This is a genomic window from Stappia sp. P2PMeth1, assembly GCF_900185735.1.
Lineage (GTDB): Bacteria > Pseudomonadota > Alphaproteobacteria > Rhizobiales > Stappiaceae > Stappia.
This window is the reverse complement of sequence record NZ_FYAW01000019.1, coordinates 415,444-432,443: the sequence shown is the minus strand read 5'-3', so window position 1 is coordinate 432,443 and position 17,000 is coordinate 415,444. Positions and strand designations below refer to the sequence as shown.

The following is a 17,000-nucleotide window of genomic DNA, read 5'->3' as shown; positions in this document are numbered from 1 at the left end:
CCACTTGACCAACCCCGTTTGGCCGAAATGCGCGCCGGGAACGCAGGGATCGTTCGTTTTCCGAGGCCCCGTCCAAGGACCGATTCCCTCCCCGCCGCAAAGCGACTAGGCTCCGCCCATGAACAAGGACGACCAGACGGTCGGGGTGCGCCTGCGCCTCGTCTTCGAGCCCGACGCCGCCTTCGGCCCCGGCAAGGCGGATCTGCTGGAGGGCATCGCCGCGACCGGCTCGATCGCCGCCGCCGGCCGGCGCATGGGCATGAGCTACAAGCGCGCCTGGACCCTGGTCGAGCAGCTCAACGCCATGTTCGCCGCGCCCCTGGTGGAAAGCTCGCGCGGCGGGGCGAGCGGCGGCGGGGCGCGGCTGACGGACGGCGGCGAGGCGGTGCTCGACCTCTACCGGACGATGGAGGCGAAAGCCCGCGAGGCCGGCCGCGGCGAGATCGACGGCCTGCGCGCGCTGCTGCGCGAGCCGCCCACGGCGTGAAGCATCCGCATGGGTTCTCGATATGTCCGGACGGAAATAACGCTTGCGCGACAGAACCTGTCAGGCGATATTTCCGCCAGACCATAACGCTTGCCGGGAGGGGCGCGCCGCCTGCCGGACGGGAGAGGGAGCCCCGCCGATGACTTTCGCCTTTCTTCGATCCGGGCTGCGGCCGTCGGCCCTGCTGCTCGCCGCCACGCTGGCGCTGGGCGCCGGACCGGGTGCGGCGAGGGCGGACAACGTGCTGGTCTTTGCCGCCGCCAGCCTGAAGACCGCGATGGACGAGATCGCCCCGGCTTTCGAGGAGGCGACCGGCGACAGGCTGGTCGTGTCGCTGGCCGGCTCCTCCGCCCTGGCGCGCCAGATCCAGGCCGGTGCCCCGGCGGACCTCTTCATTTCCGCCAGCCCCGACTGGATGGACACGGTCGAGGCCGACGGTCTCGTCCAGGCGGGAACCCGTGTCGACCTGCTCGGCAACGCCATCGTGCTGATCGCCCATGGCCGGGATGCCTCTCCCCTCGAGCTCTCCCCCGCTCTCGACCTTGCCGCCTTGCTCGGCGACGGCCGGCTGGCGATGGCGCTGGTCGACGCGGTACCGGCCGGCATCTACGGCAAGGCGGCGCTGGAGAGCCTCGGCCTGTGGCAGGCCGCCGCCCCGAAGGTGGCGCAGGCCGACAATGTGCGGGCCGCGCTGGCGCTGGTCGCCGCCGGCGAGGCGCCCTATGGCATCGTCTATGCGACAGACGCGGCCGCCGAGGACAATGTGACGGTCGTCGCCACCTTTCCCGCCGACAGCCATCCGCCGATCGTCTATCCTGCCGCGGTGATGGCGCAGAGCGGCAAGCCCGCTGCCGTCGCGGCCCTTGCCTATCTGCGCGGACCGGAGGCCCGGGCCGCCTTCGAAAAGCAGGGCTTCGTCGTTCTGGGCGAGTGACGCGCTGGGAACGGGTGAACGGATCGGGGGCGGGGCCGCAGACGCATGGAGTATCTCAGTCCGCAGGAATGGAGCGCCGTCGCGCTGTCCCTGCGTGTCTCCTTCTGGGCAACGCTGGTCAGCCTGCCGCTCGGCATTCTCGTCGCCATGCTGCTTGCCCGCGGCAATTTTCCCGGCAAGCAGGTGCTCAACGGCCTCGTTCACCTGCCCCTGATCCTGCCGCCGGTGGTCACCGGCTATCTGCTGCTCGCCACCTTCGGCCGCCGCGCGCCGGTCGGCAGCTTTCTTGCCGACACGTTCGGCCTGGTCTTCGCCTTCCGCTGGACCGGGGCGGCGCTGGCCGCCGGCGTCATGGCCTTTCCGCTGATGGTGCGGGCGATCCGCCTCGCCATCGAGGCGGTCGACCCGAAGCTGGAGCAGGCGGCCGGCACGCTCGGCGCCTCGCGGGCGATGGTGTTCCTCACCATCACCCTGCCGCTGATCCTGCCGGGCATCATCGCCGGCTCGGTGCTCGCCTTCGCCAAGGCGATGGGCGAATTCGGCGCCACCATCACCTTCGTCTCCAACATTCCCGGCGAGACCCAGACCCTGCCGTCGGCGATCTATGCCTTCATGCAGGTGCCCGGCGGCGAGGCCTCCGCCGCCCGGCTGGTCATGGTCTCGATCACCGTGGCGATGGCCGCGCTGCTGCTGTCGGAATGGGTGAGCCGGCTTGTCGCCCGCAGGATCCGCGGCGCATGAGCCTGTCCGTCGCCCTCCGCCACGCCTTTTCCGGCTTCGCGCTCGATCTCGCCTTCGAGGCGCCGCCCGGCGTCACCGCCCTGTTCGGCCGCTCCGGCTCGGGCAAGACCACGGTGGTCAACGCGCTGGCCGGGCTGATCGCGGTCGATGCCGGCCATGCCAGGGTCGACGGCGAGACGCTGTTCGACACGAGCGAACGCGTCTTCGTGCCGCCGCACCGCCGCCGCATCGGCTATGTCTTCCAGGAGGCGCGGCTGTTTCCGCATCTCACCGTGCGCCAGAATCTCGGCTATGGCCGCTGGTTCGCCCGCCGTCACGGGGCGGAGGTCGCCGACATGGGCGCCGTCGTCGAGATGCTCGGCATCGGCGCGCTGCTCGCCCGCCGTCCGGGCACCCTGTCGGGCGGCGAGCGCCAGCGCGTCGCCATCGGCCGGGCGCTGCTCAGCGGCCCGCGCCTCTTGCTGATGGACGAGCCGCTCGCCTCGCTCGACGAGGCGCGCAAGACCGAGATCCTGCCCTATCTCGAACGCCTCAGCCGCGAGACCAGGGTGCCGATCCTCTATGTCAGCCATTCGGTCGCCGAGGTCGCGCGCCTTGCCACCACGGTGGTGGCGCTCAGTGAGGGGCGGGTGGTGCGCGCCGGCACGCCGGCCGAGGTGCTGAGCGACCCGCAGGCCGTGCCGACCCTTGGCATCCGCGATGCCGGCGCGGTGATCGCCGCCACCGTCGCGGCGCATCATCCCGACGGGCTGAGCGAGCTGGCGACCTCCGGCGGCCGGCTGCTGCTGCCGCATATCGCCGCCGCGCCGGGCGCGCTGGTGCGCGTGCGCATCCATGCCCATGACGTGATGCTGTCGCTGGCGCCGCAGGAGGGCATTTCGGCGCTGAACCAGCTTCCCGTCGAGATCCTCTCGCTGCGCCGCGGCGAGGGGCCGGGCGTCGTCGTGCAACTGCGCTGCGGCAGCGACCGGCTGCTCGCCCGCATCACCCGCCGCTCCGCCGAGGCGCTCGGCCTTGCCCCCGGCCTTGCCTGCCACGCCATCCTCAAATCCGTCGCGGTGGCGCAGGAGGACGTGTGGATCGAGGGAAAGGACGGGCGGTAGGGGGAGGCCGCGCGTCTACCCGCGCAGCTTCGCTTCCTCGATCAGCCGGGCGACCGTCTCCTGCAGCAGGCCGGCGGTGCGCTCGTTGGCGAGATGGCCGTGACTGTCGAAGGCGGAGGCGGCATTGGGCACGGTCGCCATGTTGGGAATGACCAGCGCGCCGAGGCCGATCTCCAGGATGGTGCGCAGGCCGATCAGGCCGCGGATGCCGCCGAGCGCGCCGATCGAGGCGGCGCCGAGCGCGAAGACCCGGTTGCGGAAGGCGGCGGCCGGCGGCTCGCCCTTGTCCGACAGGCGCGAGACCCAGTCGAGCGTGTTCTTCAGCAGGGGCGTCACGGCGGTGTTGTATTCCGGCGAGGCGATGAACACGCCGTTGTGCTGCTGGAACACCGCCTTCAGCTTGCGGGCATTCTCCGGCACGCCGGTGTCCGCCTCCAGGTCGCCGTCATAGATCGGCAGGGGATAGTCGGCGAGCGAGATCTGCGTCACTTTGGCATCGGCCATGGCGGCGGTTTTGGCGGCCAGCGCGGCGAGCTTGGTGTTGTAGGATCCGGCGCGAATCGAACCGGAGAGGACGAGGATGCGAATGTCGGTCATCGAGATCCCTTGTCATCGGATGGCTGTGGACGGGACTGCTGTGGACGGGACGGGTACGGACGAGATGGCGCGGACGGCCTTGCATATATGTCGCAGGAGATCCCTGGCCAGTGTCAGCTCTGCGGAGGGAGGCGCCTGTCCTCTCCCTGCGCCGACGGGTCGGACCGCGCGCCGATGACGATGGCGATCACCCGCGCCCAGTTCGACGCCACCTGCGCCGCCCTGCCGGCCGCGACCCATGTGGTGCAATGGGGCGGGGCCTCGGTGTGGAAGGTCGGCGGCAAGATCTTCGCGATCTGCTCCTCCTGGGGCGAGGGCGCGAATGAGGCCATCGCCTTCAAGTGCTCGGACCTCTCCTACCGCATCCTCACCGACCTGCCCGGCGTGGTGCCGGCGCCCTATCTTGCCCGCGCCTCCTGGGTGCAGGTCCGCGCCGGCGCGCCGCTGGCGGCCGAGGACATCCGCGCCCATCTCGCCGAAGCGCACAGGCTGGTGGCGGCAAAGCTGACGCGGGCGAAACGGGCCGAGCTCGGGCTGTAGGTATAAACTCGTAATTCCGCCGGGAAACGCTCTTTGCGCCCGCCCGCCGCTGCGGCAGTTTCCCCGGATTTGACGGGGGCCGGCGGGGCTTTTCGTTGACATCACGCAGGTGCTGCTTGAAATACAGGCGCCGATCCTGTTGACATGTTTGACGCTTCCGTGCGGTCTTGCGCGACAACCGGAGCGTGACATGGGGTCGTTCCGAGTTTCCGTGGGAGGAAAGAATGAAGTTCAGGACACTCGCCGCCATCGCCGCAGCCGCTGTGATTGGCATGGGCACCGCCACCGCTCAGGACAAGACCGGCTGGCCGAACGAACTGACGATCGGCACCGCAAGCCAGGGCGGGACTTACTTCGTTTATGGCAACGGCTTTGCCAGCTATATTTCCGAGGCGCTCGGCCTCAACGCCACCGGCGAAGTGACCGGCGGCCCGGTGCAGAACGTGACGCTGGTCGAGACCGGCGATCACCTGATGGGCCTCGTCACCATGGGCCCGGCCTATGACGCCTGGATCGGCCAGTCCGAACTGGCGCCGGGGCTCGAGCACAAGTCGATCCGCGCGCTGTTCCCGATGTACCAGACGCCGTTCCAGGTGATCGCGCTGAAGTCCTCGGGCATCAAGTCGGTCTCCGACCTCGCCGGCAAGCGCGTCGGCGTCGGCCCGGCCGGCGGCACGCCCGGCACCTACTGGCCGCGCTTCATGGAAGCGGTCGGCGTCACCGCCAACATTTCCAATGCCGGCGCGTCGGATGCGGCGAGCCAGCTCAAGGACGGCCTGATCGACGCCTTCGCCTTCGCGGCCGGCGTGCCGATCTCGGCCTTCAGCCAGCTCGCCGCCGAGAACGACGTGGTGATGTTCGGCCTGACCGAGGACGAGAAGGCCAAGGTGCTCGCCGCCTATCCGGCAATGGCGCCGCTGACGATCGCCTCCGGCACCTATGCCGGCCACGACTACGACCAGGAAACCGTCGCGCTGTGGAACTTCGCGATCGCCCATCAGGACATGCCGGAGAGCCTCGCCTACGAGATCACCAAGCTGGCGATGGAAAACCCGCAGCGCATGGTGCAGATCCATGCCGCGGCCAGCGAGACGCTGCTGGAGAACTGGGACAAGAACACCTTCATGCCGTTCCATCCCGGCGCCGTGCGCTATCTCGAGGAGAAGGGCATCACCGTTCCCGACGAGCTGAAGTGAACCGGGACTAGCTCGAAAATCGCGGCGCGGGTCCCGGCGGGCCCGCGCCGCATGCATATCGGGTGCAGGGGGGGAGGAGCCACCATGTCATCGAACTCGTCCATCGGCGCGGCGTCCGCGGACAGCGCCATGATCGCCAGCGGCGTCGACGCGGAAATCGTCACGGGCAACCAGCGCGTGCCGACCGGCATTGCCGGCAAGGTGATCATCGCTCTTTGCATCCTCTTCACCTCCTTCCATGTCGGGGTGATGAACCTCTACCCGCTGGAGACCTGGACCTATCGGCTGATCCATGTCGGCGGCGGCCTGGCCCTCGGCTTCCTGCTGTTTTCCTCGATGCTCTTCGCCGACGAGGCCGTGCCGGGCAGGCGGGGCCTGTCGCGCGGCCTCTACCTGGCGCTGCTGGCGCCGGGCGCGCTCGCCGTCGCGGCCGCCTTCGTCCAGGCGGTCGGCTTCTTCGTCACCGGCGAGGGGGTCGGCCAGGCCGCCGCCAAGACGGCGCTGGTCGCAAGCTTCGGCTGGCCGCTGGTTGGCGGCACCCTCTGGCTGATCGCCATGAGCTGGGCCCTGCCGGATCGCGAGCGCGGCACGCTCGATCTCGCCGACGTCTTCCTCGCCCTCGCGGCGGTGACGGTGGCGATGTACATCATCTTCCACGCGCCGTTCCTGCGGCTGCGCGCCGGCACCGCGCTCGCCAAGGACGCGGACATGTTCGCCGCGATCGCCGGCGTGATCCTGATCCTGGAGATGACCCGCCGGCTCGCCGGCCTGGCGCTGGTGATCATCGCGGGGCTGTTCGTTCTCTACAGCTTCGTCGGGCCCTACCTGCCCGGCATTCTCAACCATCGCGGCTATTCGCTGTCGCGCTTCTTCACCTATATCTACACCGACCAGGGCATTCTCGGCCCGACGACGGCGATCTCCTCGACCTATATCATCCTGTTCGTCACCTTCGCCGCCTTCCTGCAGGCCTCGCGCGTCGGCGAATATTTCGTCAACTTCGCCTTCGCCGCCGCCGGCGGCGCGCGCGGCGGCCCGGCCAAGGTCGCGGTGTTCGGCTCCGGCCTGATGGGCATGATCAATGGCACCTCGGCCGGCAATGTCGTGTCCACCGGCTCGCTGACCATCCCCTTGATGAAGAAGGTCGGCTACAAGCCGCAGACGGCGGCCGCCGTCGAGGCCGCCGCCTCCTCGGGCGGGCAGATCCTGCCGCCGATCATGGGCGCCGGCGCCTTCATCATGGCGGAGATCACCGGCATCGCCTATGCCGACATCGTCGTCGCCGCGATCATCCCGGCGGTGCTCTACTTCGTCTCGGTCTATTTCATGGTCGACCTGGCCGCGCAGAAGTTCGGCATGAAGGGCCTGCCGCGCGAGGAGCTGCCGCAATTCGCCAAGCTGCTGCGCCAGGCCTATCTCTTCGTGCCGATCTTCATTCTCATTGGCGCGCTGTTCTCCGGCTATTCGGTGATCCGCGCCGGCACGCTGGCGATGGCCGCCGCCGCCGTGGTGAGCTGGCTGACCCCGCATCGGATGGGCGTGAAGGAGGTGCTGTTCGCGCTGCAGATCGCCGCCAAGATGTCGCTGCAGCTCGTCGCCGTCTGTGCCGCCGCCGGCATCATCGTCGGCGTCATCGCGCTGACCGGCATCGGCACGCGCTTCTCCTCGCTGCTGCTCGGCCTTGCCGACCAGAACCAGGTGATCGCCCTGTTCTTCGCCATGATCGTGTCGATCGTCCTCGGCATGGGCATGCCGACCACGGCGGCCTATGCGGTGGCCGCCTCGGTGATCGCGCCGGGGCTGATCCAGATGGGCATCCCGCCGCTCACCGCGCATTTCTTCATCTTCTACTTCGCGGTGATGTCGGCGATCACCCCGCCGGTGGCGCTGGCCGCCTATGCGGGAGCGGCGATCGCCCAGTCCGATCCGATGCGAACCAGCGTCGAGAGCTTCAAGATCGGCCTTGCCGCCTTCGTCGTGCCCTTCATGTTCTTCACCTCGCCGGCGATGCTGATGCAGGGGCACTGGTTCGACATCCTGCATGTCTTCATCTCCGCCGCCTTCGGCATCTTCCTGCTGTCGTCGGCGGTGCAGGCCTGGTTCTTCGGCCGGCTCAACGTCGTCTTCCGCATCGTTCTCGGCGCGGCGGCGCTGGCGATGATCGCCGGCGGCTGGATCACCGACGCCATCGGCCTCGCCGCGGCGATCGGCGTATGGGCTGCTCAGAAGAAGCTGGTGACGCCGAAGACCATGGCCCGCGGCCTGGATTGAACTGTGGCCGCGCGTCTTTCGCATGCCCGGCCGGGCTGCGGACGACGCGCGGCGCATGGGCGATGCCGGTGTAAAGATGCCTGTCGGGCGAGACGCGGGAAAGGACGCTGATGGCAGCCTGGATCAAGCTGGCCTTCGACCATCGGGAGCCGATCTTCGAGTTCCTGGACACCGCGGAAGACCCGCTCAGGTTTGGACTGAGCCTGGGCTTGCCTGTCGGAGCGCGGCGGTTACGGACAAAGGCCCGGCAAATCAACGTCCGCAAGAGACTGCCCGACATTTTCGTGATGCCGGGGCTTAACGCGGTCAGCCAGCGGTTCAGGGATCTGGTGGAGGAATTCGAACCGGGAACGCATCAGTTCTTCCCGCTCGAACTCTCCTACAAGAACGGCACACCGGTGGAGGAGCCGTTCTTCGTCTTCAACTGCTGCGTGTCGCTCGACAGCCTGCTTGTCAGCCGTTCCGAGGTGAAGTGGCACGGTCTTGGCGAACCCTTGCGTTCTCCAGATCTCGGCGTGCTTTGGCGGCATCGCAACGTTCTGAGCCGACCCGCGATTGCAGGGCATCACATCTGGTGCTCCCTGCGGCTGCGCGTCGCCGGCCTTTACGTGTCAGATGCGTTTCACGACCAGATGAAGCGGCGGAAGATCCGCTATTTCGATGCGAGTCCTTGCGAGGAAAGCGAGGAGCCGTGGATCGCCGAGGAAAATGCCGGGCCGATTCTCGAGTGGGAGGCGCGGCATGGCCTGGAGAAGGGCATGATGCCCTGGCTGATCGAGAATCCGGACGTTCTCTTCTGACCTTTCCGCGCCTACCCCGGCAGCACCTGCGAGTGCTTCACCGTGCCGAAGGCGAAGCTCGATTCCAGCGAGGCGATGCAGGGGATCTTGTGGATCCGCCGGCGCATGAAGCTCTCGTAGTCGGCGAGCGAGGCGACCACCACCTTGAGCAGATAGTCGCGGTCGCCGGCGAGCAGATAGCAATCCATGATCTCCTCGATGCCGGCCACCGCCTGCTCGAAGGTCGTCACCGTTTCCTGGGTGTGCGGCGTCAGCTTCACCTGCAGGAACACGGTGACGGGAAGCCCGTAGGCCTGCGGGTCGACCACGGCCGCATAGCCGGAAATGATGCCGGCCTTTTCCAGGTTGCGCACCCGCCGCAGGCAGGGCGAGGGCGACAGGCCCACCCTTTCCGATAGCTGCTGATTGGTCAGGCGCCCGTCCTGCTGCAACTCGCGCAGGATGCGGCGGTCGATATCGTCCATCTTCAGGCCTCATTGTTGGCAGAACCTGCCAATCTGAACAGATCGAGGGGCAAACTACGCCAGAAATCACCTCTCGCGAAACCCTAGACTGCGGTCAGCAGGTCGGGAGAGGAACGGGGCGAGAGTGCCCGCGCTCTCGCCGCCCGCACCCGGTAGAGGAGCCTTCGCCATGACCCGCAGCAACCGTCCGCTCGGCTTTGCCACCCGCGCTATCCATCACGGCTACGACCCGCTCGCCAATGAGGGCGCGCTGACGCCGCCGGTGCACCTGACCTCGACCTTCGCCTTCGAGACCGCGGAAGCCGGCGGCGAGATGTTCGCCGGCGAGCGCGCGGGCCATGTCTACAGCCGTCTCTCCAACCCGACGCTGAGCCTGCTGGAAGAGCGGATGGCGGTGCTGGAAGGCGGCGAGGCGGCCATCGCCTTCGCCTCCGGCATGGGTGCGATCACCGCGGTGATGTGGACCTTTCTCGCGCCCGGCGACGAGATCCTCGTCGACAGGACGCTCTATGGCTGCACCTTCGCCTTCTTCCGCCACGGGCTGGCGAAGTTCGGCATCACCGTCACCCATGTCGACATGCGCGATCCCAAGAACGTTGCGGCCGCGATCTCGCCGCGCACCCGCATCGTCTATTTCGAGACGCCGGCCAACCCGAACATGCGCCTCGTCGACATCGCCGCCGTCTCGGGAATCGCCCGCGCGGCCGGCGCCCGCACCGTGGTCGACAACACCTATGCGACGCCGGTGCTGACCCGGCCGCTGGAACTGGGCGCCGACATCGTCGTCCATTCGGCCACCAAATATCTCGGCGGTCATGGCGACCTGATCGCCGGCATTGCGGCCGGCTCGGCCGAGGACATGCGTGAGGTGCGCCTCGTCGGGCTGAAGGACATGACCGGCGCGGTGATGGCGCCGCTCACCGCGCATCTGATCATGCGTGGGCTGAAGACGCTGGAACTGCGGATGGAGCGCCACTGCGCCAGCGCGCAGGCCGCCGCCCGGCTGCTGGAGGACCACCCGGCGGTTGCGACCGTCCACTATCCGGGCCTGCCGAGCTTTGCCCAGCATGGGCTGGCCGTGCGGCAGATGCCGGGCTTCGGCGGCATGATCGCTTTCGAACTGGTCGGCGGCATGGGGGCCGGCATCGAATTCCTCAACGCGCTGGCGCTCGCCCGCCGCGCCGTCAGCCTCGGCGATGCCGAAACGCTGGTCCAGCACCCGGCCAGCATGACCCATTCGACCTACACGCCGGAGGAGCGGCAGGAGCACGACATTTCCGACGGGCTGATCCGCCTGTCGGTCGGGCTGGAGACGCCGGAAGACATTCTCGCCGACCTAGCCCAGGCGCTCGACAAGGTCTGGCGCGTCGCGGCCTGAGCGGGCGGACCCGAGGCGCAAGGATCCGGCGGGGTGGGTAATTTTGTATCGACCTCGGCCCGCCAAGGATCGATTTCGGAAAGATTTTGGCGCAAAAAAGAAAAAAGCGAACAAAATTCGCCGAATGCCGCCCTTATGGTTGGCGTCCCTGCGGCACGACGCGCGCGAAGGCAAAGGCAGTGATGGACAGCACCCGCAAGGCCGAATTGAAGGCCATCGAGAAGAAACTCCTGTGGCTCGCCTGCTGGACGATCCACAACGCCAACCACCTGCGGGAAAAGGGTGACGGCATGAAGGTCGGCGGCCATCAGGCCTCCTGCGCCTCGATGGTGTCGATCATGACGGCGCTCTATTTCGACTGCCTGCGCCCGCAGGACCGGGTGGCGGTGAAGCCGCATGCCTCGCCGGTCTTCCATGCCATGCAGTATCTCGCCGGCAAGCAGACGCGCGAGAAGCTGGAGGCCTTCCGCGCCTATGGCGGCGCCCAGTCCTATCCCAGCCGCACCAAGGACATCGACGACGTCGACTTCTCCACCGGCTCGGTCGGCCTCGGCGTCGCGATCACCGCGTTTTCCTCGATGATCCAGGACTATCTCGCCGCCAAGCCCTGGGCCGCCAAGCGCCCCGAGGGGCGGATGATCGCGCTGGTCGGCGATGCCGAACTCGACGAGGGCAATATCTACGAAGCGCTGCAGGAGGGCTGGAAGCACGACCTGCGCAACACCTGGTGGATCATCGACTACAACCGCCAGAGCCTCGACGGCGTCGTCCGCGAGGGCCTAGCCGGGCGGATCGAGGCGATCTTCGGCGCCTTCGGCTGGGACGTGGTGCGGCTCAAATACGGCGCGCTGCAAAAGGCCGCCTTCGCCGAGCCGGGGGGCGAGGCCCTGCGCGCCTGGATCGACGGCTGCCCCAACGCGCTCTATTCGGCGCTCGCCTTCCAGGGGGGAGCGGCCTGGCGCCGGCGCCTGCTCGACGACATCGGCGACCAGGGCGATGCAACGGCCCTGATCGAGCGGCGCAGCGATGCCGAACTGCAGGAGCTGATGACCAATCTCGGCGGCCATTGCCTCGAGACCTTGAGCGAGACCTTCGCCGAACAGGCGCGCCACGACCGCCCGACCGCCTTCGTCGCCTATACGATCAAGGGCTGGAACACCCCGCTCGCCGGTCACAAGGACAACCATGCCGGCCTGATGACGCCCGGCCAGATGGACGAGTTCCGCGCCGCCATGCAGGTGCGCGAGGGGCATGAGTGGGATCACGCCGAGGGCCTCGACATCGACGAGGCGGCGCTGCGCCAGGCGGTGCTGTCGACGCCGTTCTTCGCCGCCGGCCGCCGCCGCCATCATGCCGAGCCGGTGGCGACCACCGGGCCGGTCGCGCTCGACGACAAGGTGCTGTCGACCCAGGCCGGCTTCGGCAAGATCCTCGACCAGATCGCCCGCTCGGATTCGAAGCTCGCCGAGCGCATCGTCACCACCTCGCCGGACGTCACCGTCTCCACCAATCTCGGCCCCTGGGTGAACCGGCGCGGCCTGTTCGCCCGCGACGCGCTGGCCGACACGTTCCGCGACGAGCGGATTCCATCCGCGCAGAAATGGGCGTTCTCGCCCGACGGCCAGCATATCGAGCTCGGCATTGCCGAGATGAACCTGTTCCTGCTTCTGGGTGCGGCCGGCCTGTCGCATTCGCTGTTCGGCGAGCGGCTGATCCCGGTCGGCACGCTCTACGATCCGTTCATCTCGCGCGGTCTCGATGCGCTGAACTATGCCTGCTACCAGGATGCCCGCTTCCTGCTGGTGGCAACGCCCTCGGGCGTGACGCTGGCGCCGGAGGGCGGCGCGCACCAGTCGGTCGCCACCCCGCTGATCGGCATGAGCCAGGACGGGCTCGCCTCGTTCGAGCCGGCCTGGCTGGACGAATTGTCGCTGATCATGGACTGGAGCTTCGACTATCTGCAGCGCGACGGCGAGGCGGTGCATGACGAGCGCACCTGGCTGCGCGACGAGACCGGCGGCTCGGTCTATCTGCGCCTGTCGACAAGGGCGCTGGAGCAGCCGATGCAGCGCCGGGACGAGCGCTTCCGCCGCGGCGTCATCGACGGCGCCTACTGGCTGCGCGAGCCGGGGCCGAATTGCGAGGTGGTGATCGCCTATCAGGGCGCGGTCGCGCCGGAGGCGATCGAGGCGGCCGGCCGCATTGGCGGCGACCGCCGCGACATCGGCGTGCTGGCGGTGACCTCCGCGGACCGGCTCAACGCCGGCTGGCATGCGGCGATGCGCATGCGCAAGCGCGGTCATCGCGGCGCCATGAGCCATATCGAGCGGCTGCTGTCGCCGCTGCCGGCCCATTGCACGATGATCACGGTGATCGACGGCCATCCGGCGACGCTCGCCTGGCTCGGCTCGGTCTGCGGCCACCGCACGGCGGCGCTGGGCGTCGAGCATTTCGGCCAGACCGGCACCGTTGCCGACCTCTACCACCACTTCGGCATCGACGCGGATGCCATCGTCGCCGCCGCCTCGGAACTGGCGCCGGGGCGCCCGGTGCGGCTGGTCAACCCGCTCTGAAGGCGCGCGCGCGTCCTGCGCCGATTTTCCTGTTGCCTGCACGGCGCCTGTCGCGGGCGGGGGATTTGCATTCCCCGCCCGCCTGCTTACATAGGCAGACCGGAGGGGGCAGACCGGAAGGACGCCGCGCGTTGCGTGCCCCGCGCCCCGAACGACCTGGCAGGAGACGACAGCGCATGCAGGCACAGCACGATCCCACGGGCTGGCACGGCACCACCATCCTCAGCGTCCGCAAGGGCGGCAAGGTGGTGATCGCCGGCGACGGGCAGGTCTCCCTCGGCCAGACCGTGATCAAGCACACGGCGCGCAAGGTGCGCCCGCTCGCCAAGGGCGAGGTCATCGCCGGCTTCGCCGGCGCCACCGCCGACGCCTTCACCCTGTTCGAGCGGCTGGAGGCGAAGCTGGAGCAGTATCCGGGCCAGTTGATGCGCGCCTGCGTCGAGCTCGCCAAGGACTGGCGCACCGACCGCTACCTGCGCCGCCTCGAGGCGATGATGCTGGTGGCCGACAAGTCGGTGTCGCTGGTGCTGACCGGAACCGGCGACGTGCTGGAGCCGGAGGGCGGCGTCATGGGCATCGGTTCGGGCGGCAACTATGCGCTGGCCGCCGCCCGCGCGCTCGCCGACACGGATCTCGATGCCGAGACCATCGCCCGCCGGGCGATGGCGATCGCCGCCGAGATCTGCGTCTACACCAACGGCAACCTCACCATCGAGACGCTGGATGCCGATTGACCCGCAGCGCATCGGCTTCCGGCCGCTCACAACGGCCGACCTGCCGCTGCTGGCGCAGTGGCTGGAGACCCCGCACTGGCGCCGGTGGTGGGGCGAGCCGGAGACCGAGCTGGCGCAGATCCGCGACATGGTCGAGGGGCGGGACACGACCGAGCCTTACCTCTTCACGCTGGATGGCCGCGACACCGGCTATATCCAGCTCTGGCGCGTGGCCGACAACCGGACGCCGGACCTCGTCGCCGACCATCCCTGGCTGGCCGAACTGCCGGCCGAGGCGGTCGGCGTCGACCTGTCGATCGGCCGCGAGGAGGATCTGTCGCGCGGCATCGGCACGGCGGCGCTGGCCGCCTTCGTCGCGCAGCTTCGTGCAAGGGGCCACCAGCGGATCGTCATCGATCCGGACGCGGACAACGGCCGCGCCTGCCGCGCCTATGAGAAGGCGGGGTTTCGCCCGCTTGCGCATCTCGCCGGCCGCACCGGCGGAGCGCTGATCATGGAACATGTCGACAGCACCCAGGAGATCCGTCCGTGACCGCCCGGTCCGGCCTTCGACTGAGCTTCATCGAGAGAAAGACACGGCTATGACCACTTTGTCCCCCCGCGAGATCGTCTCCGAGCTGGACCGCTACATCGTCGGCCAGAAGGACGCCAAGCGCGCCGTCGCCATCGCCCTGCGCAACCGCTGGCGCCGGCAGCAGCTCGACGACAGCCTCCGCGAGGAGGTGATGCCGAAGAACATCCTGATGATCGGCCCGACCGGCGTCGGCAAGACGGAGATCTCGCGTCGGCTCGCCAAGCTGGCGAACGCCCCCTTCGTCAAGGTCGAGGCGACCAAGTTCACGGAAGTCGGCTATGTCGGCCGCGACGTGGAGCAGATCGTCCGCGACCTGGTCGAGGCCGGCATCGCCCTGGTGCGCGCCGCCAAGCGCAAGGCGGTCGAGGCCAAGGCACATCTGCAGGCCGAGGAGCGGGTGCTGGAGGCGCTGGTCGGCAAGGGCGCGAGCCCGGCGACCAGGGACAGTTTCCGCAAGAAGCTGCGCTCCGGCGAACTCGACGACAAGGAGATCGAGATCCAGGTGCGGGCCGCCCCGCAGATGCCGAGCTTCGAGATGCCAGGCATGCCCGGCGCCAGCGTCGGCGTGATGAACCTGTCCGACATGCTCGGCAAGGCCTTCGGCGGCCACACCAAGCCGCGCCGGGTCTCCGTGCGCGACAGCTACCAGATCCTGATCGAGCAGGAGGCCGATGCGCTGCTCGACGAGGACAAGGTGGTGGAGGAGGCGGTCCATCTGGTGGAGAATGCCGGCATCGTCTTCCTGGATGAGATCGACAAGATCTGCGCCCGCGGCGAGCGCATGGGCGGCGATGTCTCGCGCGAGGGCGTGCAGCGCGACCTTCTGCCCCTGATCGAGGGCACGGTGGTCGCCACCAAGCACGGGCCGGTCAAGACCGACCACATCCTGTTCATCGCCTCCGGCGCCTTCCATGTCGCCAAGCCGTCCGATCTTCTGCCGGAGCTGCAGGGCCGCCTGCCGATCCGCGTCGAGCTGAAGGCGCTGACCAGGGATGATTTCCGCGCCATCCTGACCGACACGGAAGTGAGCCTGATCAAGCAATATGTCGCCCTGCTGGCGACCGAGGAGGTGGAACTGACCTTCACCGACGACGCCATCGACGAGATCGCCTCGATCGCCGTCGACCTCAACGCCACGATCGAGAATATCGGCGCGCGCCGGCTGCAGACGGTGATGGAGCGGATCCTCGACGAAGTGTCCTTCGTCGCGCCCGACATGACGGATCGCCAGGTGACGATCGACGCCGCCTATGTGCGCGAGAACATCGGCGAGCTTGCCAAGAATGTCGATCTGTCGAGGTTCATCCTGTGATCCCCGGCAAGATGTCTCCCGCGACCGCATGGCGCTTGCCGCGCCCCGGCGGCAATGGCAGCATGCGCCCATGGTAGCGATCCGCAAGAGTTTCGAGGAAGGCCACAGGCGCAAGTTTCTCGTCGTCGTCGACGACACGGCGGAATGCGACCGGGCCATCGTCTATGCCGCCAAGCGTGCCGAACGCACCGGCGGTGTCGCCACGTTGCTCTATGTGATCGCGCCGGGCGACTTCCAGCACTGGATCGGCGTCGAGGACATCATGCGCGCCGAAGCCCGCGAGGAGGCCGATGCCTGCCTTGCCCGGGCGGCGGACCGGGTGCGGGCGGTGGCGCGCACCACGCCGGAACTGGTGGTGCGCGAGGGCAACCGCTCCGACGAGATCCTGCAACTGATCGAGGAGGATGCCGACATCGCCATCCTGGTGCTGGCGGCCGGCAGCGGCTCGGAAGGGCCGGGCCCGCTCGTCACCGCGATCGCGGGCAAGGGGGCCGGCAGCTTTCCGATCCCGGTCACCATCGTGCCCGGCACGCTCGACGACGAATCGATCGCCGCGCTCGCCTGAGCCCGACAAAAGCACAGACTGGAACCATTCCAATCTGGAAACCTGCGCCCCGGCGCTGTATATTAGGGTCAAGACCGGTGGCCGCGCGCCAAAGGGCCGCGCCCGCGAGGGCAAGCCAGGGCCCGCCAGGACAAGGAAGACCGACATGTTCATTCAGACCGAGGCGACGCCGAACCCGGCGACCCTCAAGTTCCTCCCCGGCCGGATCGTGGTGTCGGAAGGCACCATGGACTTCCGCAAGAGCGAAGACGCCGGCACCTCGCCGCTGGCGCAGAAGCTGTTCCAGGTGGACGGCGTCGAAGGCATCTTCTTCGGCCACGACTTCATCTCGGTGACCAAGGGCGATGTCGACTGGCAGCATATCAAGCCGGCGATCCTCGGCGCGATCATGGAGCATTTCCTGTCCGGCGCCCCGGTGATGGCCAGCGAGATGGCCGAGGAAAGCGAGGACGAGTTCTTCGAGGCCGGCGACGAGGAGACCGTCGACACGATCAAGGAACTGATCGAGACGCGCGTGCGCCCGGCGGTGGCGCAGGACGGCGGCGACATCACCTTCCGCGGCTTCCGCGACGGGATCGTCTACCTGTCGATGCGCGGCGCCTGCTCGGGCTGCCCGTCCTCCACCGCGACGCTGAAGCACGGCATCCAGAACCTGCTGCGGCACTTCGTCCCGGAAGTCGAGGAAGTGCGCGCCATCTGATCCGGCATGCCGGCAGACGACGGGCGGCCCG

The 17,000-nt window shown here is 68.4% G+C and carries 17 protein-coding genes; 15 read left to right on the top strand and 2 right to left on the bottom strand.

Annotation, left to right across the window (positions count from 1 at the left end; translation table 11 throughout):
• Nucleotides 1–118 precede the first annotated feature (118 nt).
• From P2PM1_RS12990 to modC, 4 genes are all read left to right on the top strand, one after another.
• Nucleotides 119–487 (top strand): winged helix-turn-helix domain-containing protein, encoded by a 369-nt coding sequence (locus tag P2PM1_RS12990; protein WP_186399311.1) that lies wholly within the window; start codon nucleotides 119–121, stop codon nucleotides 485–487.
• A 139-nt stretch (nucleotides 488–626) separates the two neighbouring features.
• Nucleotides 627–1,421 carry a molybdate ABC transporter substrate-binding protein gene (modA, locus tag P2PM1_RS12985; RefSeq protein WP_186399310.1) on the top strand — a complete coding sequence of 265 codons (795 nt, stop codon included), beginning with the start codon at nucleotides 627–629 and terminating at the stop codon, nucleotides 1,419–1,421.
• Nucleotides 1,422–1,466: 45 nt separating this feature from the next.
• Complete coding sequence (gene modB, locus P2PM1_RS12980) at nucleotides 1,467–2,162, top strand: molybdate ABC transporter permease subunit (RefSeq protein ID WP_186388555.1); 696 nt, start codon at nucleotides 1,467–1,469, stop codon at nucleotides 2,160–2,162.
• Nucleotides 2,159–3,265, top strand: coding sequence for a molybdenum ABC transporter ATP-binding protein (gene modC / locus P2PM1_RS12975; RefSeq protein ID WP_186399309.1), 1,107 nt, complete (start codon nucleotides 2,159–2,161; stop codon nucleotides 3,263–3,265). The genes modB and modC overlap by 4 nt, the downstream gene beginning before the upstream one ends.
• Nucleotides 3,266–3,280: 15 nt before the next feature.
• Here the strand turns inward: modC and P2PM1_RS12970 are convergent, their stop codons facing one another.
• Entirely contained in the window at nucleotides 3,281–3,862 is a 582-nt protein-coding gene (locus P2PM1_RS12970) for an NADPH-dependent FMN reductase (protein WP_186399308.1), read from the bottom strand.
• Between the two features lie 174 nt (nucleotides 3,863–4,036).
• Here P2PM1_RS12970 and P2PM1_RS12965 point away from each other — a divergent pair, with 174 nt between their 5' ends.
• The 4 genes from P2PM1_RS12965 to P2PM1_RS12950 all read left to right on the top strand — a co-directional run bounded on the left by P2PM1_RS12965 (nucleotide 4,037) and on the right by P2PM1_RS12950 (nucleotide 8,669).
• Nucleotides 4,037–4,402 (top strand): MmcQ/YjbR family DNA-binding protein, encoded by a 366-nt coding sequence (locus P2PM1_RS12965; protein WP_371515098.1) that lies wholly within the window; start codon nucleotides 4,037–4,039, stop codon nucleotides 4,400–4,402.
• Nucleotides 4,403–4,626: 224 nt separating this feature from the next.
• Nucleotides 4,627–5,598, top strand: coding sequence for a TAXI family TRAP transporter solute-binding subunit (locus P2PM1_RS12960; protein ID WP_186388558.1), 972 nt, complete (start codon nucleotides 4,627–4,629; stop codon nucleotides 5,596–5,598).
• An 84-nt stretch (nucleotides 5,599–5,682) separates the two neighbouring features.
• Entirely contained in the window at nucleotides 5,683–7,869 is a 2,187-nt protein-coding gene (locus P2PM1_RS12955; protein ID WP_186399307.1) for a TRAP transporter fused permease subunit, read from the top strand.
• Nucleotides 7,870–7,979: 110 nt separating this feature from the next.
• The gene (locus tag P2PM1_RS12950; RefSeq protein WP_186399306.1) at nucleotides 7,980–8,669 is read left to right on the top strand and encodes an imm11 family protein; all 690 of its coding nucleotides are present in this window, start codon (nucleotides 7,980–7,982) and stop codon (nucleotides 8,667–8,669) included.
• Between the two features lie 11 nt (nucleotides 8,670–8,680).
• Here P2PM1_RS12950 and P2PM1_RS12945 read toward each other — a convergent pair whose 3' ends face one another.
• Nucleotides 8,681–9,133, bottom strand: coding sequence for an Lrp/AsnC family transcriptional regulator (locus P2PM1_RS12945; protein ID WP_186388560.1), 453 nt, complete (start codon nucleotides 9,131–9,133; stop codon nucleotides 8,681–8,683).
• A 169-nt stretch (nucleotides 9,134–9,302) separates the two neighbouring features.
• Between P2PM1_RS12945 and P2PM1_RS12940 the strand changes: the two genes are divergently transcribed.
• From P2PM1_RS12940 to P2PM1_RS12910, 7 genes are all read left to right on the top strand, one after another.
• Nucleotides 9,303–10,511, top strand: coding sequence for a methionine gamma-lyase (locus P2PM1_RS12940; protein ID WP_186399305.1), 1,209 nt, complete (start codon nucleotides 9,303–9,305; stop codon nucleotides 10,509–10,511).
• A 182-nt stretch (nucleotides 10,512–10,693) separates the two neighbouring features.
• Nucleotides 10,694–13,084 (top strand): 1-deoxy-D-xylulose-5-phosphate synthase N-terminal domain-containing protein, encoded by a 2,391-nt coding sequence (locus tag P2PM1_RS12935; protein WP_186399449.1) that lies wholly within the window; start codon nucleotides 10,694–10,696, stop codon nucleotides 13,082–13,084.
• Between the two features lie 176 nt (nucleotides 13,085–13,260).
• Nucleotides 13,261–13,818 carry an ATP-dependent protease subunit HslV gene (hslV, locus tag P2PM1_RS12930; RefSeq protein ID WP_186399304.1) on the top strand — a complete coding sequence of 186 codons (558 nt, stop codon included), beginning with the start codon at nucleotides 13,261–13,263 and terminating at the stop codon, nucleotides 13,816–13,818.
• A complete protein-coding gene (locus P2PM1_RS12925; RefSeq protein WP_186399303.1) occupies nucleotides 13,808–14,350 on the top strand; it encodes a GNAT family N-acetyltransferase in 543 nt (180 codons plus the stop codon). The genes hslV and P2PM1_RS12925 overlap by 11 nt, the downstream gene beginning before the upstream one ends.
• Before the next feature lie 49 nt (nucleotides 14,351–14,399).
• Nucleotides 14,400–15,704 (top strand): ATP-dependent protease ATPase subunit HslU, encoded by a 1,305-nt coding sequence (hslU, locus tag P2PM1_RS12920; RefSeq protein WP_186399302.1) that lies wholly within the window; start codon nucleotides 14,400–14,402, stop codon nucleotides 15,702–15,704.
• A 70-nt stretch (nucleotides 15,705–15,774) separates the two neighbouring features.
• Complete coding sequence (locus P2PM1_RS12915; RefSeq protein WP_186388564.1) at nucleotides 15,775–16,269, top strand: universal stress protein; 495 nt, start codon at nucleotides 15,775–15,777, stop codon at nucleotides 16,267–16,269.
• Nucleotides 16,270–16,414: 145 nt separating this feature from the next.
• Entirely contained in the window at nucleotides 16,415–16,969 is a 555-nt protein-coding gene (locus P2PM1_RS12910; RefSeq protein ID WP_186388565.1) for a NifU family protein, read from the top strand.
• The last annotated feature ends 31 nt before the right edge of the window (nucleotides 16,970–17,000 follow it).